At 56.4% G+C, this 21,516-nt stretch carries 19 protein-coding genes and 4 tRNA genes; 10 read left to right on the top strand and 13 right to left on the bottom strand.

What is annotated here, in order from left to right:
• Positions 1 to 101 precede the first annotated feature (101 nt).
• A tRNA-Val gene (locus tag CWM61_RS08260) sits at positions 102 to 177 on the bottom strand.
• A gap of 46 nt (positions 178 to 223) precedes the next feature.
• Positions 224 to 299, bottom strand: a tRNA-Val gene (locus CWM61_RS08265).
• A gap of 259 nt (positions 300 to 558) precedes the next feature.
• Between CWM61_RS08265 and gltX the strand changes: the two genes are divergently transcribed.
• Positions 559 to 1,977, top strand: a complete 1,419-nt coding sequence (gene gltX / locus CWM61_RS08275) for a glutamate--tRNA ligase (RefSeq protein ID WP_100631050.1) — start codon at positions 559 to 561, stop codon at positions 1,975 to 1,977.
• A 51-nt stretch (positions 1,978 to 2,028) separates the two neighbouring features.
• On the opposite strand, the gene CWM61_RS08280 is transcribed toward gltX, so the two are convergent.
• Both CWM61_RS08280 and CWM61_RS08285 read right to left on the bottom strand, forming a co-directional pair.
• Positions 2,029 to 2,421 (bottom strand): MerR family transcriptional regulator, encoded by a 393-nt coding sequence (locus tag CWM61_RS08280; RefSeq protein WP_100631051.1) that lies wholly within the window; start codon positions 2,419 to 2,421, stop codon positions 2,029 to 2,031.
• Positions 2,422 to 2,424: 3 nt separating this feature from the next.
• Positions 2,425 to 2,778, bottom strand: coding sequence for a YfeC-like transcriptional regulator (locus CWM61_RS08285; protein ID WP_061153736.1), 354 nt, complete (start codon positions 2,776 to 2,778; stop codon positions 2,425 to 2,427).
• A gap of 219 nt (positions 2,779 to 2,997) precedes the next feature.
• Here CWM61_RS08285 and CWM61_RS08290 point away from each other — a divergent pair.
• The 3 genes from CWM61_RS08290 (at position 2,998) to CWM61_RS08300 (ending at position 5,570) form a co-directional block, all read left to right on the top strand.
• Positions 2,998 to 3,073 (top strand) — tRNA-Ala (locus CWM61_RS08290).
• Positions 3,074 to 3,114: 41 nt separating this feature from the next.
• Positions 3,115 to 3,190: transfer RNA gene (locus tag CWM61_RS08295), tRNA-Ala, on the top strand.
• 208 nt (positions 3,191 to 3,398) lie between these two features.
• Positions 3,399 to 5,570, top strand: coding sequence for an EAL domain-containing protein (locus CWM61_RS08300; protein ID WP_074387908.1), 2,172 nt, complete (start codon positions 3,399 to 3,401; stop codon positions 5,568 to 5,570).
• Positions 5,571 to 5,618: 48 nt separating this feature from the next.
• Here the strand turns inward: CWM61_RS08300 and nupC are convergent, their stop codons facing one another.
• Positions 5,619 to 6,821: a nucleoside permease NupC gene (nupC, locus tag CWM61_RS08305; RefSeq protein WP_012540950.1), complete on the bottom strand. Its 1,203-nt coding sequence runs from the start codon at positions 6,819 to 6,821 to the stop codon at positions 5,619 to 5,621.
• A gap of 346 nt (positions 6,822 to 7,167) precedes the next feature.
• Here nupC and CWM61_RS08310 point away from each other — a divergent pair, with 346 nt between their 5' ends.
• Positions 7,168 to 8,409, top strand: a complete 1,242-nt coding sequence (locus CWM61_RS08310) for an Nramp family divalent metal transporter (protein WP_100631052.1) — start codon at positions 7,168 to 7,170, stop codon at positions 8,407 to 8,409.
• 57 nt (positions 8,410 to 8,466) lie between these two features.
• Here the strand turns inward: CWM61_RS08310 and CWM61_RS08315 are convergent, their stop codons facing one another.
• Both CWM61_RS08315 and mgrA read right to left on the bottom strand, forming a co-directional pair.
• A complete protein-coding gene (locus CWM61_RS08315) occupies positions 8,467 to 8,814 on the bottom strand; it encodes a DUF2502 domain-containing protein (protein WP_100631053.1) in 348 nt (115 codons plus the stop codon).
• A 130-nt stretch (positions 8,815 to 8,944) separates the two neighbouring features.
• Positions 8,945 to 9,937 carry an L-glyceraldehyde 3-phosphate reductase gene (mgrA, locus tag CWM61_RS08320; protein ID WP_074387910.1) on the bottom strand — a complete coding sequence of 331 codons (993 nt, stop codon included), beginning with the start codon at positions 9,935 to 9,937 and terminating at the stop codon, positions 8,945 to 8,947.
• A gap of 180 nt (positions 9,938 to 10,117) precedes the next feature.
• Between mgrA and CWM61_RS08325 the strand changes: the two genes are divergently transcribed.
• Complete coding sequence (locus CWM61_RS08325; protein WP_100631054.1) at positions 10,118 to 11,779, top strand: alpha-keto acid decarboxylase family protein; 1,662 nt, start codon at positions 10,118 to 10,120, stop codon at positions 11,777 to 11,779.
• Here CWM61_RS08325 and CWM61_RS08330 read toward each other — a convergent pair.
• Positions 11,776 to 13,011, bottom strand: coding sequence for an ion channel protein (locus CWM61_RS08330; RefSeq protein WP_074388006.1), 1,236 nt, complete (start codon positions 13,009 to 13,011; stop codon positions 11,776 to 11,778). The two genes, CWM61_RS08325 and CWM61_RS08330, sit on opposite strands and share 4 nt — an antisense overlap.
• A 263-nt stretch (positions 13,012 to 13,274) precedes the next feature.
• Here CWM61_RS08330 and glk point away from each other — a divergent pair, with 263 nt between their 5' ends.
• On the top strand, positions 13,275 to 14,240 hold the full coding sequence (gene glk, locus CWM61_RS08335) for a glucokinase (protein WP_012540954.1): 966 nt from the start codon (positions 13,275 to 13,277) through the stop codon (positions 14,238 to 14,240).
• A 52-nt stretch (positions 14,241 to 14,292) separates the two neighbouring features.
• Here the strand turns inward: glk and CWM61_RS08340 are convergent, their stop codons facing one another.
• Positions 14,293 to 15,030, bottom strand: coding sequence for a LytR/AlgR family response regulator transcription factor (locus CWM61_RS08340; protein WP_012967486.1), 738 nt, complete (start codon positions 15,028 to 15,030; stop codon positions 14,293 to 14,295).
• A gap of 11 nt (positions 15,031 to 15,041) precedes the next feature.
• Positions 15,042 to 16,739 (bottom strand): sensor histidine kinase, encoded by a 1,698-nt coding sequence (locus CWM61_RS08345; RefSeq protein ID WP_061153743.1) that lies wholly within the window; start codon positions 16,737 to 16,739, stop codon positions 15,042 to 15,044.
• On the opposite strand from CWM61_RS08345, the gene CWM61_RS29110 reads away from it, so the two are divergent.
• Positions 16,738 to 16,854 (top strand): hypothetical protein, encoded by a 117-nt coding sequence (locus CWM61_RS29110; RefSeq protein ID WP_162677109.1) that lies wholly within the window; start codon positions 16,738 to 16,740, stop codon positions 16,852 to 16,854. The two genes, CWM61_RS08345 and CWM61_RS29110, sit on opposite strands and share 2 nt — an antisense overlap.
• Positions 16,855 to 17,121: 267 nt before the next feature.
• Positions 17,122 to 18,336 carry an alanine transaminase gene (gene alaC / locus CWM61_RS08355; RefSeq protein WP_008803894.1) on the top strand — a complete coding sequence of 405 codons (1,215 nt, stop codon included), beginning with the start codon at positions 17,122 to 17,124 and terminating at the stop codon, positions 18,334 to 18,336.
• A gap of 70 nt (positions 18,337 to 18,406) precedes the next feature.
• Here the strand turns inward: alaC and ypdK are convergent, their stop codons facing one another.
• From ypdK to CWM61_RS08370, 3 genes are all read right to left on the bottom strand, one after another.
• Positions 18,407 to 18,478: a membrane protein YpdK gene (gene ypdK / locus CWM61_RS08360; protein WP_099119320.1), complete on the bottom strand. Its 72-nt coding sequence runs from the start codon at positions 18,476 to 18,478 to the stop codon at positions 18,407 to 18,409.
• 338 nt (positions 18,479 to 18,816) lie between these two features.
• On the bottom strand, positions 18,817 to 20,013 hold the full coding sequence (locus tag CWM61_RS08365) for a cyanate transporter (protein WP_100631055.1): 1,197 nt from the start codon (positions 20,011 to 20,013) through the stop codon (positions 18,817 to 18,819).
• Positions 20,010 to 20,468 (bottom strand): nucleoside deaminase, encoded by a 459-nt coding sequence (locus CWM61_RS08370; protein ID WP_100631056.1) that lies wholly within the window; start codon positions 20,466 to 20,468, stop codon positions 20,010 to 20,012. The genes CWM61_RS08365 and CWM61_RS08370 overlap by 4 nt, the downstream gene beginning before the upstream one ends.
• A gap of 132 nt (positions 20,469 to 20,600) precedes the next feature.
• On the opposite strand from CWM61_RS08370, the gene cynR reads away from it, so the two are divergent.
• Positions 20,601 to 21,509: a transcriptional regulator CynR gene (gene cynR, locus CWM61_RS08375; protein ID WP_100631057.1), complete on the top strand. Its 909-nt coding sequence runs from the start codon at positions 20,601 to 20,603 to the stop codon at positions 21,507 to 21,509.
• Positions 21,510 to 21,516: the final 7 nt, after the last annotated feature.

The raw sequence follows: 21,516 nt of genomic DNA on the forward strand, positions 1-21,516 counted from the left end.
AACCGCCGACCCCCTCCTTGTAAGGGAGGTGCTCTCCCAGCTGAGCTAATCACCCACTTCGGTACTTCACATTTTGACAGAAAATCCAGCTGGCGAGAAAGTGGTGGGTGATGACGGGATCGAACCGCCGACCCCCTCCTTGTAAGGGAGGTGCTCTCCCAGCTGAGCTAATCACCCACTTCGGTACTTCACATTTTGACAGAAAATCCAGCTGGCGAGAAAGTGGTGGGTGATGACGGGATCGAACCGCCGACCCCCTCCTTGTAAGGGAGGTGCTCTCCCAGCTGAGCTAATCACCCCCGCTGTGTGGAGTCGCATTATAGGGAGAGTTGAAAATGAGTCAACGCCTTTTCTAAAGAATTCGTTCGTTCGTCGTAAAATTAAACAAAGCGATCGCAAAACCGGCGGCATAGCATGATTTATAAACAAAAATGGCAAACCGTGACGTTCCGACGGGAACAACATTGAGGAATCAGCCCACGGTGTTAGAATATTGACCCATAATTTCCACCGGACATTGCCGGCTATCGGCATCTTTATTAAACGTAAGGCCAATTCATGAAAATCAAAACTCGCTTCGCGCCAAGCCCAACAGGCTATCTGCACGTTGGCGGTGCGCGTACTGCTCTCTATTCCTGGCTTTTTGCTCGTAACCACGGCGGTGAGTTTGTGCTGCGTATTGAAGACACCGATCTTGAACGCTCCACCCCGGAAGCAATTGAAGCCATCATGGATGGCATGAACTGGCTGAATCTGGAATGGGATGAAGGCCCGTATTTCCAGACCAAACGTTTCGATCGTTATAACAACGTGATTGATGAGATGCTGGAAGCCGGCACCGCCTATAAATGCTATTGCTCGAAGGAGCGTCTGGAAGCGCTGCGCGAAGAGCAAATGGCGAACGGTGAGAAGCCGCGTTACGATGGCCGCTGCCGCCATAGTCACGAGCATCATACTGATGATGAGCCGTGTGTCGTGCGTTTCGCCAACCCGCAGGAAGGATCGGTTATTTTTGACGACCAGATCCGCGGACCGATTGAGTTCAGCAACCAGGAGCTGGACGATCTGATCATTCGCCGTACCGATGGCTCCCCGACCTACAACTTCTGCGTCGTAGTGGATGACTGGGATATGGCGATCACCCACGTGATCCGTGGTGAAGATCATATCAACAACACGCCGCGCCAGATCAACATCCTCAAAGCGCTGAATGCGCCGGTGCCGGTTTACGCGCACGTGTCGATGATCAACGGTGATGACGGTAAAAAACTGTCCAAACGCCACGGCGCAGTGAGCGTGATGCAGTATCGTGACGACGGTTATCTGCCGGAAGCGCTGCTTAACTATCTGGTACGTCTGGGCTGGTCCCATGGCGATCAGGAGATCTTCACCCGTGAAGAGATGATCGAGTTCTTCTCGCTGGGCGCAGTCAGCAAATCTGCGAGTGCGTTCAATACCGACAAACTGCTGTGGCTGAACCATCACTACATCAATACGCTGCCGGCGGAATACGTGGCGACGCATCTGCAGTGGCACATCGAGCAGGAAAATATCGATACCCGTAATGGCCCACAGCTGGCCGAGCTGGTAAAACTGCTGGGCGAGCGTTGCAAAACGCTGAAAGAGATTGCTCAGAGCTGCCGCTACTTCTATGAAGAGTTCGCTGAGTTCGACGCCGATGCGGCGAAGAAACATCTGCGTCCGGTGGCGCGTCAGCCGCTGGAAGTGGTTCGCGACAAGCTGGCGGCGATCGGCGACTGGACAGCGGAGAACGTCCATCACGCGATTCAGGCAACCGCTGATGAGCTGGAAGTCGGCATGGGTAAAGTCGGTATGCCGCTGCGCGTGGCGGTTACCGGGGCAGGGCAGTCTCCTGCGCTTGATGTCACCGTCCACGCTATCGGTAAATCCCGTAGCGTTGAGCGTATCAACAAAGCGCTGGCTTTTATCGCTGAACGTGAAGGTCAGGCGTCCTGATTGGGACGTGGATGAAACAACGGCAGGTTACTCCTGCCGTTTTTTTGTCTGTTACGCCGGGCTGGTGATGCCGAGGCGGGCAAGAAAGCCGCTAATCCCTTCCCGGGCCAGCAGATCGCGAAGCTGCAGCTGTTCGGCCGGGGTCATCAGTTGCAGGGTTTCCGTGATTTGCCGCCAGACCACGTCAGCCTCATTGACCAGATACGCGCCTGGCGATTCCGCCAAATGATTGTCGGTAAACAGATGGCGCCTGGCAGGCGCATTGGTCAGAAATTCGAGCACTGGTTTGTCGATGACCACCAGTCGCGCGCGTCCTCCTTTGACGCCGGGTATCGCTTCCGTGCGCCATTTTTGCTGGCGAACCCAGCGATTGATCGTTTGTCTGGCGAGTCCCAGGCAGTCGGCGAGCTCTGCGGGTGTCATTTTATCTTTCAGTTTCATCATGGTTTACCGATCGCGGAGCCCTAACCGAAGCAGTAATCCGGTGATCCCTTCGCGTAGCAACAGCGACATAAGCTGCTTCTGCTCGCTGGGAGTGAGCTCTTTGCTAAGGGTCAGCAGCAGCGATTCCAGATCGCTGTCGTGGGTAGAATAGGCGCCCGGTGTCTCTGCCACGCGCTGAGCGCTGCGGATAAACTCCCTGACTTGCTCATTGACATGGACCAGCCGCGCTTTGCCACCCTGGACGCCAGGCCGCGGAGAGGTTTGCCATCCTTCTTTCCGCACCCACTTATTGATGGTTTGCCGGCTGTAGCCGGTCAGATGGGCGATTTCTTCAGGTGTCATTCGTTCCTTGAGCATACTATTTCCTGAGTAAATGTATGGGAATTAGCTGCCCATGTTATAGCATCCTTTTACGTGAAAAAGTGACCTGTTTAACTTCTGGCTGCGATAAGGCTCGCAATGTCAGCGAGTTGCCTGCTTTTTCAGCGATTGAATAGTGAAGGATAATTTTGCCGTTGACACCTGAGCGAGGAATTCATATTATGCCGCCCGTCAACACGACACGCTTTACGTTACGGGGCTATAGCTCAGCTGGGAGAGCGCTTGCATGGCATGCAAGAGGTCAGCGGTTCGATCCCGCTTAGCTCCACCAAATTCTGCACCCAGCAGATTTGGTTCGTAAAGAGGTCCTGTGGGGCTATAGCTCAGCTGGGAGAGCGCTTGCATGGCATGCAAGAGGTCAGCGGTTCGATCCCGCTTAGCTCCACCAAAATTCAGAACCCTCGCCTCGGCGGGGGTTTTTGTTTTTAGCTGTCTTCTTGTAAAGCACTTTCTGGTTAAGTCAGTTAATCTCCAGCTATTAAAATCGAAAGTAATTTCAGACTTTTTCCTGATAATTCACCTTGCCTGCCCTAAATAAGCAACATAACATTTCCCCATTAAACGTAATGCGGTTGCCGGAGTTTTAATTAACAATAATGCTTGATAAAATTAACATTAATATCAAAAAAACTCTGCTGGCCTTTATCATCTGTTTAGCTGCCATTCCACTGGCCCGTTTTATTTCACCGCAAACGGTTATTGATGGCAATTCTATTTATATTGCCTGGTTGCCAATCAGTGTGATGTTTTCGGTTATTTTTATTTTTGGCCGCTACGCGATTGCACCATTAATTCTCGCATTTGCTATCACCAATAGCTTTCTCATTGAATTAACGCTACCGCAGGCGCTTATTCTGCTCTTTTGTCAGCTGTTTGCTGTGTTTGTCTCCTGCGCTGTTTTACGCCTGATGGTGGGCAAGCGCTGGCGCTGTGGTCCCACGGCGAAACATATGGGGGCACGGATCTTCTGGGGCGGCTTCTTCGCGCCGGTGCTGCTGAAAATCACCATGTACCTCGCCGGGCAATATTTTGCGTTTCCATTATCTATTACCAGTTACTTTGGTAGTATGCCGTTGATTTATACCGTAATAGATATCCAAAGTTTAATCAGCGCGGCATTAATTTTTACGACGTTTCTTTATTATCCAATGCGGATGATTATCAATCCGCGCTATGCTCGCCGCTTCTGGCGGCAGGAATGTTTACCGTGGCTGGCACCCAAACATCGTTCCTTTACCCTATATTGGTTTATCTCGCTGGCAGTGTTATTAACGTTACTGTGCGCGCCGTATCAGTCTGAATTTATTGCCGGTTATTTAGTTCCGGTCATTTTTATTGTCTATTTCATCGGGATTAGCCGGATTGGTCATGCATTGCTGCGTATTTCATGGTCTGTCTCGGCCTTTTTGCTGGTGGTGTATAATAAAAACTTTCTTCAGGGCGTCCAGAGCGAGTATTCATTATCCTTTGTGCTGTCGGTCCTGATCTCCTTCACTATCTGTTTGTTTTATATGGCCGACATCTATGCGCGCAGCGACCGCAATAAACGCCGCTGGCGTAGCCAGGCGGAGGAGGATCCGCTGACGGGTTTACCTAACCTTCGTGCACTGGTGAGTCATTTGCAGAGCGGTCCTCTGCAGGCTATCTGCAGCTTGCGTATCGATAATCTCGATTTTCTTAGCCGGCATTATGGTCTGATGATGGGCGTGGACTGTAAACGGCAAATCATCCGGGCGCTGCAGCCGCTGTTGGGGGCAACGGATAAAGTCTTCCAGGTGCCCGGCAGCGAATTGATCCTCGTACTCGACGGACCGGACCCAGCTGCGCGGCTGAACCATATGGTCGCGATCCTCAACCATAAAAAGTTCAGTTGGCATAATCAGCCGCTGGATCTGGAGTTTGGCGCGGCATGGAGCCGTGACGACGGCCAGGGTGAGACGTTGCACCAGATGCTGGGTCAGCTCAGCTGGCTTTCCGAACAGGCGGGCAGTGAACGTCGGGTGCTGGCGCTGGATGAGGAGCAGGAACTGGTGGTGGATCAAACCACCGAGCAGGTACGCCTCCTGATGCGCGTCAAGCAGGTTCTCAAAGAGCGGGCGCTGGTGCTCTATGCGCAACCGATTCAAAATGCGGAGGGGGAGGGCTATCATGAAATCCTCACGCGCATGCGCTGTGGCGATAGCGTCATTATGCCGGATCAGTTTATCCCGCTGATTGTGCAGTTTAACCTCAGCCAGCGTTTTGACATGCTGGTGCTGGAGACCCTGTTCAGTGCGCTCCATCTGCATCCTGGCCAGCGATTCTCGGTTAACCTGCTGCCTTCAACCCTGATGCAAAAGGACAGCGCAGCGCAGATTATCGCGCTGTTTCAACGCTATCGCATTTCGCCAGATCTTATCACCATTGAGGTGACCGAAGAGCAGGCCTTCTCCAATGCCGACACCAGCCAGCAAAATCTCGAAGCGCTGCGCGCGTTTGGCTGCGCTATCGCCATTGATGACTTTGGCACCGGTTATGCGAACTATGAACGACTGAAGCATCTGCAGGCCGATATCATTAAGATTGACGGCTGCTTCGTCCGCGACATTCTGACGGACCCGCTGGATGCCATCATGGTGAAATCAATTGTCGAGATGGCGCGGGCGAAACAGATGAGCGTGGTGGCGGAATACGTCGAAAGCGAACCGCAAAAAGCGCGCTTGCTGGAACTGGGCGTGAATTATCTGCAGGGTTACCTGGTTGGTAAGCCTCAGCCGTTGGGCGAATGACGGGTAAAAAAAAGCCGGGCATTGCCCGGCTCAGATGACTGGCGCCTGTTACAGAACCAGTGCCGCAATCGAAGCGGACAGCACGCTAACCAGCGTGGAGCCGTAGACCAGCTTCAGACCGAAGCGAGAAACCACGTTGCCCTGTTCTTCGTTCAAACCTTTGATCGCCCCGGCGATGATGCCGATAGACGAGAAGTTGGCGAAGGAGACCAGAAAGATAGAGATAATGCCTTCCGCGCGCGGAGAAAGCGTCGAGGCGATTTTCTGCAGATCCATCATGGCGACGAATTCGTTGGAGACCAGCTTGGTGGCCATAATACTGCCCACTTGCAGCGCTTCGCTTGCCGGCACACCCATCACCCAGGCAACCGGGTAGAAGATATAGCCGAGGATCCCCTGGAAGGAGATGCTGTAGCCGAACCAGCCGGTCACGGTGGCGAACAGGGCGTTCAGCGCCGAGATCAGCGCGATGAAGCCGATCAGCATCGCCGCCACAATAATCGCGACTTTAAAGCCCGCCAGAATGTACTCGCCCAGCATTTCGAAGAAGCTCTGACCTTCGTGCAGATTCGACATCTGCAGATTTTCTTCGCTCTCTTCCACGCGGTACGGGTTAATCAATGACAGAACGATAAAGGTGCTGAACATGTTGAGCACCAGCGCCGCGACGACATACTTCGGCTGCAGCATGGTCATGTACGCGCCTACGATGGACATCGACACGGTGGACATCGCCGTCGCCGCCATGGTGTACATGCGGTTGCGCGACATTTTGCCGAGAATATCTTTATAGGCGATGAAGTTTTCCGACTGACCGAGGATCAGCGAGCTCACGGCGTTGAAGGACTCCAGCTTGCCCATACCGTTGATTTTCGACAGGACGGTACCGATGGCGCGGATGACAATCGGCAGGATACGAATATGCTGCAAAATACCGATCAACGCGGAAATGAAGACGATAGGGCACAGAACCTTAAGGAAGAAGAAGGCCAGACCTTTATCGTTCATGCTGCCGAACACGAAGTTTGTCCCTTCGTTGGCGAATCCGAGAAGTTTTTCAAACATCTCAGAGAAGCCTTTCACAAAACCCAGACCAATATCGGAGTTCAGGAAGAACCAGGCCAGCAGGACTTCGATGACAAGCAGTTGAACAACATAACGAATACGGATCTTTTTACGGTCGTGACTGACCAACAGGGCCAGTATAGCCACCACAACGATCGCGAGGACAAAATGCAAGACGCGGTCCATAGTTGCTCCAAATATGAGGCAGGTTAAATTTCCGTGCACATTCTATGCAACGGCTTTAAAGAAAACGAGATCAATTGCACACTATTGCAAGGAACTGTGACCAATGGCAAAAATAGTGATCAAACATCCACTTTTGTTATGTTACGTAAAGGTTTTAAAAGTTGCATTCTTGTACTACTCTTAGTACTGGGCACGCTCGCGTGTTCTAACGCCCGTTTTTCATTTCCGGCCAGCTATTGTTCCCGCCTATCACAGCAATCATTATCTCCATTTTAAATGAACTTGATAATCATTCGCATTTTGATAGCATGAAACATAGCAAAGGCTATATTTCCAGAGGCAGAAGATGACTAGCAGTCGCGTTGAGAATAGCAGTAGTCGCGCCGCGCGCAAGGTGAAGCTCGCCCTCATGGGGCCCGCTTTCGTCGCTGCCATTGGCTATATCGATCCCGGTAATTTCGCCACTAACATTCAGGCTGGCGCCAGCTTTGGCTATCAGCTGCTGTGGGTCGTGGTATGGGCCAACCTGATGGCGATGCTGATCCAGGTGCTCTCTGCCAAACTGGGCATTGCCACCGGCAAAAATCTGGCCGAGCAGATCCGTGACCATTACCCGCGACCGGTGGTGTGGTTCTATTGGGTGCAGGCGGAAATCATTGCGATGGCCACCGACCTGGCTGAATTTATCGGCGCCGCGATTGGCTTTAAGCTGGTACTGGGCGTGTCGCTTCTGCAGGGGGCGGTGCTGACCGGGGTGGCGACCTTCCTGATCCTGATGCTGCAGCGGCGCGGGCAAAAACCGCTGGAGAAGGTGATTGGCGGGCTGCTGCTGTTTGTCGCCGTGGCCTATGTCGTGGAGTTGATCTTTTCTCAGCCCGCGCTGGCCCCCCTGACAAAAGGGCTGGTGATCCCTACGCTGCCCAACGGCGAGGCGGTATTCTTAGCCGCCGGGGTACTGGGGGCGACCATTATGCCGCACGTTATCTACTTACATTCCTCGCTTACCCAGCATCTGCACGGCGGTACGCGGAAAGAACGCTATAACGCGACCCGCTGGGATGTGGCGATCGCCATGACCATTGCCGGGTTCGTCAACCTGGCGATGATGGCGACCGCCGCGGCGGCATTCCATTTCAACGGCCATACCGGCGTCGCCGATCTCGATCAGGCTTACAGAACGCTGGAGCCACTGCTGAGCCACGCGGCGGCGACCATCTTTGGTCTGAGCCTGGTCGCTGCAGGTTTATCATCGACGGTAGTGGGTACCCTGGCAGGGCAGGTTGTGATGCAGGGGTTTATCCGTTTTCATATCCCGCTGTGGTTTCGTCGGGCGGTCACCATGCTGCCGTCGTTTGTGGTGATCCTGCTGGGGCTGGATCCTACGCGTATCCTGGTGATGAGTCAGGTGCTGCTGAGTTTTGGTATTGCGCTTGCCCTGGTGCCGCTGCTGATATTCACCAACGATGCGAAACTCATGGGGGATTTGGTGAACACTCGCTGGGTGAGAGGCACTGGCTGGGCAATTGTCACTATTGTCGTGAGCCTGAACGGCTGGTTAATCGTGGGATCGCTGCTCGGCGTGGCGTAGTTCATTACCCATGCTGGATAACATTAAGGGGAGCCAATGGGCTCCCCTTTAAGTCTGCTAGTGATGGCCATGCCCACGTCCGCCCGGGCCTCGTCCCCAGCCGCCGCGGTGGTCGTCGCGGTCGCTCCAGCCAGCACGATAGCCGCGCTCCCAGGCTTTATCTTTGCCCTTGTCCCAGCCGCGGTGCCAGCCGTTGTCATGACGATGCCAACGGTTATCACGCCATTCATAGTGACGACGCCAGTAATCACGGTCGCGCCAGCCGCCACCGTCCCAGTAGTTACCGTAATTGTCACGATCGCCAATTTGTAATTTTATCGATGGCAGCAGGGTGATTTCACCAGCGTTAGCAACTAGTGGCGCTGCGGCCAGCAGTACTGCTGCCAGAATCAGTGACCTGAACATACTCTTCTCCTTCACGATCGGGGCCGTAAGCGGCCTGTTAACCTGATATTACGGGCCGGTAAAGACCCGCCGCATCGGACGAACTCCGAAAGCGCAGAAAAGAGCACTTTTTGCTAAAGTAACATTTGCTTTACAGCGCAAGGATGGCATCGATGGCCGCGCATTCCTCGGCGCTGAAGTGACGATTCTGCAGCATCCCGACAGCATCATCCAGCTGCGTGGTTTTGCTGGCGCCGATCAGCACGGAGGTCACTTTCTCCTCGCGCAGTACCCAGGCCAGCGCCATCTGCGACAGCTTCTGCCCGCGCTCTTCCGCCATCGTATTTAGCTGACGAATTTTTTCTAATCGGGCGGCGGTCAGTTGCTCCGGCTGCAGAAAACGACTGCTGCTGGCGGCGCGAGAGTCGGCCGGGATACCGTTCAGATAGCGATCGGTAAGCTGTCCGCCGGCCAGCGGTGAAAACGCTATACTTCCCACCCCTTCCGTCTGCAGAAAATCCAGCAGCCCCTCTTCCGCACTGCGTTCGAACATTGAGTAGCGGGGCTGGTGAATGACGCAGGGCGTACCGAGGTCGTTAAGGATCTTCACCGCTTCCTGCGCCTGGGCCAGCGGATAGTTGGAGATCCCGACGTAAAGCGCTTTCCCCTGGCGTACAAGGTGATCGAGCGCACGCATCGTTTCCGTCAGGGGGGTCTGTGGGTCCGGACGGTGATGATAAAAAATATCGACATACTCCAGCCCCATGCGTTGCAGGCTCTGGTTAAGACTGGCCACCAGATATTTACGTGAACCCCAGTCGCCGTAAGGGCCGTCCCACATGGTGTAGCCCGCTTTGGTGGAGATAATCAACTCATCGCGATAGGGCAGGAGCGCCTCTTTCAGAATGCGGCCAAAATTGCTCTCTGCTGAACCCGGCGGCGGCCCATAGTTGTTGGCCAGGTCGAAATGAGTGATGCCAAGGTCAAACGCGTGCAGGAGCATCTGCCGGCTGGTCTCCACTCGCGTTTCGTCGCCAAAGTTGTGCCACAGGCCGAGAGAAATCGCCGGGAGCTGAAGGCCGCTGCGACCGCAGCGACGATATTCCATCGTTTGATATCGCGTGGTGCTTGCCTGGTAAACCATTCTTCCTCCGCAGATAAAACAGGGTGTGTATACGTTTACACTAATCAATGTTCTGCATGGAGTACACTGCTTTTTGGGCGTAACTATTGCTTTACACCGGCTTTATCGTCCCCCTTCTGGACAGGCGGATCGCTTATTCAATACTCAAATTACACCTGCACCAAAATGAGGATAATGGACATGCAACCGACCTACACTATTGGGGATTATCTGCTGGATCGCCTCGTCGACTGCGGTATTGACCGCTTGTTCGGCGTGCCGGGAGATTACAACTTACAGTTTCTCGATCGCGTCATCGCGCACAGCGCATTAGGCTGGGTCGGCTGCGCCAACGAGCTGAATGCGGCCTATGCCGCTGACGGATATGCGCGCATCAAAGGGGCCGGTGCGCTGCTGACCACCTACGGCGTCGGCGAACTTAGCGCGCTGAACGGCATTGCGGGTAGCTATGCGGAACATATTCCGGTATTGCATATCGTCGGCGCGCCCTCTACCGGCGCCCAGCAGCGCGGCGAACTGTTGCACCATACCCTCGGCGATGGCGATTTTCGCCATTTCGCCCGCATGAGCGAGCAGATCACCTGCAGCCAGGCGCTGCTGACCGCCGGCAATGCCTGCCATGAAATCGACCGTGTTCTGCGCGATATGCTGACGCATCATCGGCCCGGCTATCTGATGCTGCCGGCCGATGTCGCCAGAGCGGCAGCGATTGCCCCGGCCCAGCGCTTGCTGGTGGAGGCCGCGACGGCGGATGAAAACCAGCAAGCGGGGTTCCGCGAACATGCCAGCCGCCTGCTGCGGGGCAGCCGACGCATTTCTCTGCTGGCGGATTTCCTGGCGCAACGCTATGGCCTGCAGAACACGCTCCGGGAGTGGGTGGCGAAAACCCCCATCGCCCATGCCACCATGCTAATGGGCAAGGGGCTGTTTGATGAGCAGCAGCGCGGGTTTGTCGGGACCTACAGCGGGATCGCCAGCGCCCCACAGACCCGGGAGGCGATTGAAAACGCCGACGCCATCATCTGCATTGGCACGCGCTTCACCGACACTATCACCGCGGGATTCACCCAGCATCTGGCGCGGGAGAAGACCATAGAGATCCAGCCCTTCGCCGTCAGGGTTGGCGACCACTGGTTCAGCGGCGTGCCGATGGATCAAGCTCTGGCTGCATTAATGACGCTTTCCGCCCCGCTGGCGGCGGAGTGGGCGGCGCCTCAGGTCGTGGCGCCGGAAGTGGAAGAGGAGGCCGAAGGCGAGTTAACCCAGAAGAATTTCTGGTCGACGGTGCAGGATGCGCTGCGCCCCGGCGATATTATCCTCGCCGATCAGGGGACGGCGGCGTTTGGCATCGCGGCGCTGAAGCTACCGTCAGAGGCGTCGCTGATCGTCCAGCCGCTGTGGGGGTCGATTGGTTTTACCCTCCCGGCCGCCTATGGCGCGCAAACCGCGGCGGCAGAGCGGCGGGTGGTGCTGATCGTCGGCGATGGCGCCGCCCAACTGACGATTCAGGAGATGGGCTCTATGCTTCGCGATAAGCAAAAACCGCTTATTCTGTTGCTGAATAACGAAGGGTATACCGTGGAGCGGGCGATTCACGGCCCTGAGCAGCGCTACAATGACATCGCCCTGTGGGACTGGCAGCGACTGCCGGAAGCCTTTGCCCCGGACGTTGTTTCTCGCTGCTGGCGGGTCACGCACACGGCTGAGTTACGGGAAGCGATGGCGGAAAGCATCACCTCTGATACCCTTACCCTGGTCGAAGTGATGCTACCGAAAATGGATATCCCCGATTTCCTGCGTGCGGTGACGCAGGCGCTGGAGGAGCGAAACAGCCGCGTTTAGTCGGTATGTCGTTTGGCAATCATCAACGGCCTCCCGGCCAGCAGCAGCCAGGCCGGGAGCATCACAATGCACAGCAGCGGTAGCAGCGTCGTATCCGGGACCACCACGGCGGCCATAAACAGGCTCAGCCAGCCGTCGCGGGTGACGACCAGCACCATGCCGAGGATCGCGCAGGAGACGGTGATCGCCGCTGGTACAGCTTCCACGTGGGCATGCAGCATCAGCCCCAGCGCCACCCCGACGAAGACCGCCGGGAAAATCCGCCCACCGCGGAAACCGCTGGCGGAGGCGAGCACCAGGGCAGCCAGTTTGACCAGCGCGATGAGCAGAAAATCCGCGGCGGTTAGCGTCTGGCTGAAAGCCAGCTGCTGCATCTCATCCAGCCCCTTAAACAGCGTTAAGGGCCCGCCAATAGTCCCGAGGATCCCCAGCAGCAGCCCGCCGATGCCCAGCGTCAGGATAGGATTTTTCAAACGATGCATCAGGGCGTGCAGGCGCGGCAAACACCAGACGGCCACCATACCGACGGCGATAGCAATCAGAGCGACGATCATGCCGCTGATGATATCGACGAAGCGCATCTGGCCATAATGGGGGATCGGCAGCGTGAAATGCGGGTGGAAAAACAGCCCGGTCGTCAGCGCGCCCGCGGCGGCGGCAAGCAGCGGCGCAAAAAGACGATCCCACAGCGGCGACTCGTTGCTGCTGTTGAGGGTTTGCGAAAAAATCAGCGCGGCGGCCACCGGGGTGCCGAAGAGGGCGCCGATGGTGCCTGAGGCCGCGAGGATGGTCCAGTCCAGCGAGCTGACGCGCGGAAACAGCCGTGAGCCGACGGCGACGGCCAGCGCAATATTCACCACCATAATCGGATGCTCCGGGCCGAGGCTGACGCCGCCGGCAAGGCCGAGGATCAGCGCGGCCAGCAGCCCAGGCAGCGCGCCGGTGGCAATAGGGGCGCCAATGAGCGATTCAGTGGCCGGATCCGGCCCGGCGTGTCCCGGGCTGTAGCGGACGACCAGGCCCACGGCGATCCCTGTCGCCGTGAGCATGGCGATAATCCATAGCGGGCTGTCAGCGCTCATCCCCAACTGGGTGGGCAGATTGCTCCACAGCACGCGCTGTAGCAGCGCGGCAACCTTCATCGCGCCGATCAGGATCAGACTGCAGGCGATACCTATCAGGATGGCCGGCACCGACAGGATCAGCATTGTTCTGGCGCGAGGATGGAGCATGAAAATGTCCTTGTCAAAGTTCTGAAGCACTACTTTGCCTTCGTCGGTAGGGGCCGTCGATGCAAATGGTGCTGAAACGATAAAGTTAAGGCGGCGTCTGATATCCGAGGCGTCGTTTACAGACTACCTTGCATAGATTACAAACTAAATGTGACCTGTGTCGCTAAACAAGGGGCGTCTGCGCGTTGGACGTTGTTGTTAAGCCGCCATGAATTTACAGTGTGCCAAAAGAATTATTTTGACTTTAGCGGAGCCGTAACGGAATGACAAAATTTGCTTTAGTAGGAGATGTCGGGGGGACCAACGCCCGCCTGGCGCTATGTGATCTGGCGAGCGGAGAGATCTCTCGTGCTAAGACCTATTCCGGGCTCGATTATCCCAGTCTGGAGGCGGTGGTGCGCGTCTATCTGGAGGAGCACCAGGTGACCGTCAACGAAGGCTGCATCGCCATTGCCTGCCCGATCACCGGCGACTGGGTAGCGATGACCAACCATACCTGGGCCTTCTCCATCGCTGAAATGAAGCGCAACCTTGGCTTTGCCCATCTGGAGATAATTAACGATTTTACCGCCGTTTCCATGGCCATCCCGATGCTGAAAGCCGAGCACCTCATTCAGTTTGGCGGCAGCGCTCCGGTAGCGGGCAAACCGATCGCCGTTTATGGCGCCGGAACCGGGCTTGGCGTGGCGCATCTGGTGCACGTTGACAAGCGCTGGGTCAGCCTGCCGGGCGAAGGCGGTCATGTCGATTTTGCGCCGAACAGCGAAGAAGAGGGGATTATTCTGGAGGAGCTGCGCGCCGAGCTGGGGCATGTTTCCGCAGAACGCGTGCTCTCGGGTCCCGGACTGGTCAATTTGTACCGCGCGATTGTGAAATCTGATGGCCGCCTGCCGGAAAACCTGCAGCCGCGCGAGGTCACCGAGCGAGCGCTGGCGGACAGTTGTACCGACTGTCGCCGGGCGCTATCGCTGTTCTGCGTCATTATGGGCCGCTTCGGCGGAAACCTGGCGCTGACTCTCGGGACCTTTGGCGGCGTGTATATCGCCGGGGGCATCGTGCCGCGCTTCCTGGAGTTCTTTAAAGCCTCCGGCTTCCGCGGCGGTTTTGAAGACAAAGGCCGTTTCAAAGCTTATGTTCAGGATATTCCGGTTTACCTGATCGTCCATGAAAACCCGGGCCTGCTGGGCTCCGGCGCGCATCTGCGTCAGACGCTGGGCCAGGTGTTATAAGCGCATCCCTCCCGGGCTACCGTCGTAGCCCGGATGGCGGGACTTCCCGCCTCTACAGATTCATCAGCTGGCGAAACTCTTTCACTTTACTGCGGCTCACCGGCACCTGAAATTCAAGGTCGCGCAGGCGCAGCACATAGGTATTGTTAAACCACGGCTCAATTTCGCGGATCTTGCTCAGATTCACGCAGTACGAGCGGTGGCAGCGAAAGAAATGTGCGGTGGGCAGTTTGCTGCAGAATTCGGTGATGTTCATCGGCATGACGAATGACTCCCGGCGGGTATAGACGAACGTCATCTTTTCATGCGCCTCAGCATAATAAATATCATGGATGCTAGTGACGATTATTCGTTCATCTTTTATCAGATTGATGGTGTCGTTTTCTCGTGGCGCCGCGCTGGTCGCTCCCGCAGCGACGTTATTTTGCTGCTGCCAGGCGGCGGTTAGCTTTTGTAGCATATTGATGATGCGTGACTCCTGGTAGGGCTTCAGGATGTAGTCAAACGCCTCCAGCTCAAAGGCTTCCACGGCGTGCTCTTTCCACGCGGTGATAAAGACGATAAAAGGCTTATGGGCAAACTGGCTGATGTTTTGCGCCAGCAAAACCCCGTCCAGCGACGGAATATTGATATCGAGAAAAATGGCATCGACCTTGTTGTGCTGGAGAAATTTCAGCACGTCCAGGCCATCGTCAAAGCTGCCGACGATCTCCATCTGGCTGTGGGTGTTGATAAGCCAGGAGAGCTCCTGCTGAGCCAGAAACTCATCTTCCACAATAATAACTTTCATCTTTTCTCCGCTCATGACAACAGAGACTCCGTCAGCGCCTGCGGCGTGTGGTGATTGGGGACATAAAAGGCGATTTCTGTTCCTGGCGTCAGGGTGCGGATATGCAACCCCTCGCCGTAGAGGAGCTTCACCCGGTGATGAACGTTAAGCAGGCCGATTTTATTTCCCGGCATTTCGTCGGCTTCCACGCGAGCGACGACGGCGGGATCGATGCCGTTGCCGGTGTCGCGAACGCTGATGCGTACCCGATTTCCGCACTCGTTAATGCCGATCGTCACCACCCCCTTGCCTTTACAGGGCTGGATACCATGAACGATGGCATTCTCCACCAGCGGCTGGATAAGCAGGCTCGGGATCACGCAGCTGACGTCGTCGTCAATATCATAGATGACCGTCAGCTTGTCGCCGAATCGCGCCTGTTCAATGGCGATATAATCTTTGATCTGATACAGCTCTCGTTTGATATCAATCTGCTCATCGTCTTTTAATTCGATGTTATAGCGCAGATAGCGCGACAGATTAAAAATGAGCTGGCGCGCGGTGTCCGGATTAAGGCGAATCGAGGAGGAGATCGCGTTCAGCGCATTAAATAAAAAATGCGGGTTAATCTTGCTTTGCAGGGCGCGCAGCTCCGCTTTATTGGCCATCTCCCGCAGCTGTTCGGCGCGGGAGACCTCCAGCTGGGTGGAGATAATTTGCGACAGGCCAATCGCCATCTCCTGCAGTGTCGAGGTGATGCGATGGGCGTGGCAGTAATAAATTTTTAGCGTGCCGGTCACCACGCCTTTTTCCCAGAGCGGAATGACCATCAAGGAGTGGATCTCCGGCGTGCGGTGGGCTTCATCATTGTTTTTTATGATGATTTTCCCATAACGAATCGCTTGCCGGGTGGTAGGGCTGATGACATCGTCGTGGTGTTGATAGTTGGCTTCCCCCACGCCGACGTAGGCCAGTACGTGTTCGGTGTTAGTGATCGCCACCGCGTCGGCGGTAATGTCGCGGCGGATAATCTCGCATACCTGGCGCAAAGAATCGCTGTTAACATGACGAAACAGCGGCAGGGTTTTGTTGGCGATATCGAGCGCCAGTTTTGCCTGCCGCGCCGCGCTGGCCTCCTTTTCCCCTTCCACGCTCTGTACCAGCAGCACGATAAAACCGATGCAGACGCTGCCGAGGATCATCGGGATACCAATTTTAGAGACGATATCCAGGCCGAGGTTCAGGGAAGGCGCCCAGACCACTACCAGGATCATGGTCAGGGTCTCACACACCATGCCGGCCAGAATACCGATTTTCCACCGTTGATCGCGGGCCACTTTACGGTTAATCAATCCTGACAGCAGGCCTGCGACAATGCTGGTGATAAAGCAGGGCACGGCGGTGACGCCATCGATATCAATCAGGTAGCGGTGTACGCCGGCAATTACCCCGACAATTGCCCCTACCCACGGACCAAACAGGATCCCGCCAGACATGACGGCGATAATGCGCACATTCACCAGCGAACCTTCCACCGGGACGCCGGACCAGGTGCTGAACAGGGCGAACAGCGAGAAAATGGCGGTCACGGCCAGCAGCTCTTTCGGCGTATGGGCCGACTTATGCAACAGTTCGCGGAACAGGCGCAGGCGAATGAGGAAAAACAGGCAAATAAGCATCAGGGCCGCACGATCATAGACCGCCAGCATCATCGTAAAAATTTCGTGCATGGGTGCGCCGCGTCAGTGGCCAGAAAAGAACATGATAAAAAACCTGACGGCAGAAGACCAGCCGCAGAAATATAATGAGGAAAAGGCATGCTTTTTAAAGGGGATTAATGGGTGAGTACCGCGATAGCCGCAGTCTTGCCTTTTAACGAAAAATATCTGTGATAAGAAAGATATCAATGTGTTATCACACTTATGCAACTCTGAATTATTCCGGCGACTCACAGCCGCATTTACTGCGGTCGATACCCGTTTTTTTCGCCAGAGAATATTTTTCATCATGCCTCTCGACAACATGATTTTTTTCAGGTTATTTTCTAAACGAGCCGCAACAGCGGCAGCGTCGCTCGGACGGTCCGGGCGCTAACGTTAATTAGAGGAACCTATGGCTGAATCCAGTCCTGAACGCCGTTTTACGCGTATCGATCGTCTCCCCCCGTACGTTTTTAATATTACTGCTGAACTGAAAATGGCTGCGCGCCGGCGCGGCGAAGATATTATTGATTTCAGCATGGGCAATCCCGATGGCGCGACGCCGCCGCATATCGTGGAAAAACTTTGCACCGTTGCTCAACGGCCTGACACCCATGGTTACTCTACCTCGCGGGGGATCCCGCGCCTGCGTCGCGCCATTTCACGCTGGTATGAAGAACGCTATAACGTTGACATCGATCCGGAATCGGAAGCGATCGTCACCATTGGTTCGAAAGAGGGGCTGGCACACCTGATGCTGGCGACTCTGGATCATGGCGACACGGTGCTGGTGCCAAACCCCAGCTATCCGATTCACATCTATGGCGCGGTGATTGCCGGGGCGCAGGTGCGCTCGGTGCCGCTGGTGGAAGGGGTGGATTTCTTTAACGAGCTGGAACGTGCCATCCGCGAGAGCTATCCGAAGCCGAAGATGATGATCCTTGGCTTTCCCTCGAATCCGACCGCGCAGTGCGTCGAGCTGGACTTCTTTGAAAAGGTCGTCGCCCTGGCGAAGCAGTATGACATCCTGGTCGTCCACGATCTGGCCTATGCCGATATCGTGTATGACGGCTGGAAAGCGCCCTCCATCATGCAGGTGCCCGGCGCGCGTGATGTCGCCGTCGAGTTCTTTACCCTGTCGAAAAGCTATAACATGGCCGGCTGGCGCATTGGCTTTATGGTCGGCAATAAGACCCTGGTGAATGCCCTCGCTCGCATCAAAAGCTATCACGACTATGGCACGTTCACGCCGCTGCAGGTGGCGGCGATCGCTGCCCTTGAGGGCGATCAGCAGTGCGTGCGTGAAATCGCCGAGCAATATAAGCGCCGTCGCGATGTGCTGGTGAAAGGGCTCCACGAAGCTGGCTGGATGGTGGAGTGTCCGAAAGCGTCCATGTACGTCTGGGCGAAAATACCGGAACCTTACGCCGCCATGGGCTCGCTGGAGTTTGCGAAAAAGTTGCTTAATGAAGCGAAGGTCTGCGTCTCGCCGGGGATAGGCTTTGGCGACTATGGCGATACTCACGTCCGCTTCGCGCTGATTGAAAACCGGGACCGTACGCGCCAGGCAATCCGCGGCATCAAGGCGATGTTCCGCGCAGATGGTTTGCTGCCCGCCGCGAGCTAGCGCTTCGGCGAATACGCCATAACAAAAACGGGAGCCAGTGGGCTCCCGTTTTTTTTGACACCGCTGCAGTCTAGATCATCAGGGCAAAAGTACCGGCCCAAACGATGACCATAAAAGAGAGGCCCATAAAGAAGTATTTCACGATTCATCACTCCACGCGCTTATGCGACGTTCAAATGAATTAATTGTTCTGTTTTTCCTGAGCTGTCGCGGGTGAAAAATCACGCTGCGGCAGCTCGCAATTCTGTGCGCTTTGTGCTCCAGATGGCGCTAATGTACGCCTAAAAAATGAGGGAAACAAGGGGCATTTTTTTATTAATTTTTAGTTACTTACGAGTGTCGTGATTCGGCGACACATTAATTTCACTCGGTAATAAATTTCACGCCAGCGACGCTGTCAAAACGGATTTTGGCGATGGGCAAAATGGAGGACGGCCAGCGAGAGCGCGCGCAATTTCTTTGCCACGCGCCGCCGCCGATTTAATGCTGGTCAGAGGCGCGCAGCCGCCACTCGGCCGGGTAGTGAGCCGGGATAAAGCGCAGTGTGAGCGCCATGAGTAGCAGGACGCAGAGCGCATGCCAGGACCAGTCAAGCGTGTAGTTCCCGCTCAGGCTACGCAACAGGCCGGAAAGCCAGGGGGAGAGGCCTGCGATGATAAATCCGATACCCTGCATAAACGCCACCAGCCGGCCGGCTACCGCCGGTTGTCCGGCGTGATCCAGCGCCAGCACCAGGCACAGGGGAAAGGCGCCACCTAGACCCACTCCACAGGCGATGGCCCACAGCGCTGGGACGTGCTGCGGCAGCCAGATGAAGCCGCAGAAGCCAATGAGCTGTAGCGCCAGAGCGAACAGCAGAAGCTGGCGTCGATCATCCTGACGAGCCAGTGCTGGCAGCAGTAGCGCCCCCGCGGTTTGCCCAACGGTCAGCAGCGCCAGCAGCGAGCCGCTGTACTGGGCGCTGTCGCCAAGCTGGATATAGTAGGGCGGCAGCCAGGCGATCAGACTGGCGTAGCCGGCATTAATCAGTCCGAAATAGAGTCCCAGCGTCCAGGCGCGGCGCTGGCCAATAATCGCGACCCGGGGGGAAGCGCTGGTCTGATGCGGTGCGCGGGGCAATTGCCGGCAAATCGCCAGCCAGCCGAGCAGAGCCAGCAGGGCAGGGAGCGCCCACCAGGCCAGTGCCTGGTGCCAGGCCGCACTGTGCGACGCCAGCCACGGCGTGAACGCGGCGCCTAACCCGCCGCCGCCCATCAGCGCCGCCGACCATAGTCCCATCACCAGCGGCGTACGCCGGGCGAACAGACGCTTAATCACCGCCGGGATGGCGGCCTGGATAATGCCGATGCCAATTCCCCCCGCAAGGGCGCTGCTGAGCAGCAAACCACTATGTGGGGCGATTTCCCGCAGCAGGGCGCCCGCCGCGATAATCAGCAGGCTCAGCGCAATGCTGCGGTTTTGACCGACAGTGCGATCGACCCAGCCAGCGGCCAGCGCCAGCACGCCCATCGCGATGACCGGCAGGGCGGTGAGAAGCGCGGCCAGGGTATAGCTCATCCCGCTAGCGGCGCGGATATCAGGCAGCAAGGGGCCTATCGAGGTGAGCAGCGGACGCATGTTTATCCCGATGAGTACCAGGACACACAGCATTAGATTCTGTCGCCGCATGGGTTTCATGGCTGCTGTTCAGCCCAGCGCTGATAAAGTGCCGGCCCCTCCGGCTGCGGGCAGTGGTGGATCGGCAGCGTCTGCCGGGACAGCGGCTGCTGCAGCTGCTGATAAATCGCGGCGGTCGAGAGCTGAAAGGGTTCGCCATCCTGATTACTGTTGGCGAAAAATACTTCCCGCACGCCGGTTAGATAGAGTGCGCTCAGGCACATAGGACAAGGTTGCCCGCTGGCATAGATGACGCATTCGCGCAGCACCGCGCTTCCCAGTCTGGCGGCAAGATCGCGAACGGTGTTCAGTTCGGCATGCGCCGTTGGGTCACCGTTCAGATGAAAAGTATTGACGCCTTCGGCGACAATCTCATCATGCCGCACCAGCACGGCGCCGAAGGGGCGGCCACCGTCAGCGATGTTTTGGTTTGCCAGCGCTAATGCGCGCTGGAGATAGCGATCGTGAGCGGACATAGTCACTCCTGCACAAGATGATGTTGATGGTGAAAAACGCAGAGGATGGTAACCAGAGGGTACGTATCTTGTTTCATAAGTTAAAAGACTTATTTATGATGAACCCTATTGGAATTGCTTATAGGTAAGCGAATGCTCCTGCGCCATCTTTCCTACTTTATCGCCGTGGCAGAACATCGCGGATTTACCCGCGCCGCCATGGCGCTCCATGTCTCCCAGCCTGCGCTGTCACAGCAGATCCGCCAGCTGGAAGCGATGCTGGAGGTTCAGCTCTTCGACCGCTCTGGTCGTTATACCCGCCTGACCGATGCCGGAGAGATCTGGCTGGAGTATGCCCGCCGCGCGTTACGCGATCTTGAGGAGGGGCGGCGCGCCCTGCATGACACAGAAGATCTGCAGCGTGGTAAACTCCGCATCGCCATGACGCCGACCTTTACCACTTACATGCTGGGGCCGCTGGTGGAGGCGTACTATCGACGCTACCCCGGAGTGAAATTGCTTATCCAGGAGATGAACCAGGAGCGGATGGAAACGATGCTCCTGGAGGATGAACTGGATGTGGGAATTGCCTTTGACGAGAGCCTCTCGCGGGATATTGTGGTTCAGCCGCTGCTGACGGAAACCCTCGCGCTGGTGGTGAGCCGCGCGCATCCGCTGGCTCATGAGAGCCACCTGCAGCTACAGGCTCTCGACGCGCAGCCCCTGATCCTGCTGAGCAGCGAGTTTGCCACCCGGGAGCAGATCGACCGCTATTGTCGCCGTCATCGGCTCGAACCTGACGTGCGGATGGAGGCGAATTCGATCGGCGCCGTGCTAACGGTTATTCGCGGCACGCCGCTCGCGACGCTACTGCCGGCGGCGATCGCCGGACAGTATGATGACCTCGTGGCTATTGAGCTTAAACCCGCGCTGCTGCAGCGAACGGCCTGTTTGCTCCAGCGCCAGGGGGCGTGGCAGAGCGCTGCGGCGCGCGAATTCATCGCGCTGGCGCGGGAGATAGCGGTAACGCTTGAGCTGGAAAACCGCCAGGCCCCTGTATGAGGACCTG

This window comes from Klebsiella sp. K-Nf6, from assembly GCF_002806655.1.
Lineage (GTDB): Bacteria > Pseudomonadota > Gammaproteobacteria > Enterobacterales > Enterobacteriaceae > Klebsiella > Klebsiella variicola.

Coding starts and splice junctions, on each gene's coding strand:
- CWM61_RS08330 (WP_074388006.1), bottom strand. CDS start 13,011: ATGCTCCATCCTCGCGCCAGAACAATGCTGATCCTGTCGGTGCCGGCC.
- gltX (WP_100631050.1), top strand. CDS start 559: ATGAAAATCAAAACTCGCTTCGCGCCAAGCCCAACAGGCTATCTGCAC.
- CWM61_RS08300 (WP_074387908.1), top strand. CDS start 3,399: ATGCTTGATAAAATTAACATTAATATCAAAAAAACTCTGCTGGCCTTT.
- cynR (WP_100631057.1), top strand. CDS start 20,601: ATGCTCCTGCGCCATCTTTCCTACTTTATCGCCGTGGCAGAACATCGC.
- mgrA (WP_074387910.1), bottom strand. CDS start 9,937: ATGGTTTACCAGGCAAGCACCACGCGATATCAAACGATGGAATATCGT.
- CWM61_RS08325 (WP_100631054.1), top strand. CDS start 10,118: ATGCAACCGACCTACACTATTGGGGATTATCTGCTGGATCGCCTCGTC.
- glk (WP_012540954.1), top strand. CDS start 13,275: ATGACAAAATTTGCTTTAGTAGGAGATGTCGGGGGGACCAACGCCCGC.
- alaC (WP_008803894.1), top strand. CDS start 17,122: ATGGCTGAATCCAGTCCTGAACGCCGTTTTACGCGTATCGATCGTCTC.
- CWM61_RS29110 (WP_162677109.1), top strand. CDS start 16,738: ATGGGTGCGCCGCGTCAGTGGCCAGAAAAGAACATGATAAAAAACCTG.
- CWM61_RS08370 (WP_100631056.1), bottom strand. CDS start 20,468: ATGTCCGCTCACGATCGCTATCTCCAGCGCGCATTAGCGCTGGCAAAC.
- CWM61_RS08315 (WP_100631053.1), bottom strand. CDS start 8,814: ATGTTCAGGTCACTGATTCTGGCAGCAGTACTGCTGGCCGCAGCGCCA.
- nupC (WP_012540950.1), bottom strand. CDS start 6,821: ATGGACCGCGTCTTGCATTTTGTCCTCGCGATCGTTGTGGTGGCTATA.
- CWM61_RS08310 (WP_100631052.1), top strand. CDS start 7,168: ATGACTAGCAGTCGCGTTGAGAATAGCAGTAGTCGCGCCGCGCGCAAG.
- CWM61_RS08285 (WP_061153736.1), bottom strand. CDS start 2,778: ATGCTCAAGGAACGAATGACACCTGAAGAAATCGCCCATCTGACCGGC.
- CWM61_RS08340 (WP_012967486.1), bottom strand. CDS start 15,030: ATGAAAGTTATTATTGTGGAAGATGAGTTTCTGGCTCAGCAGGAGCTC.
- CWM61_RS08345 (WP_061153743.1), bottom strand. CDS start 16,739: ATGCACGAAATTTTTACGATGATGCTGGCGGTCTATGATCGTGCGGCC.
- CWM61_RS08280 (WP_100631051.1), bottom strand. CDS start 2,421: ATGATGAAACTGAAAGATAAAATGACACCCGCAGAGCTCGCCGACTGC.
- CWM61_RS08365 (WP_100631055.1), bottom strand. CDS start 20,013: ATGAAACCCATGCGGCGACAGAATCTAATGCTGTGTGTCCTGGTACTC.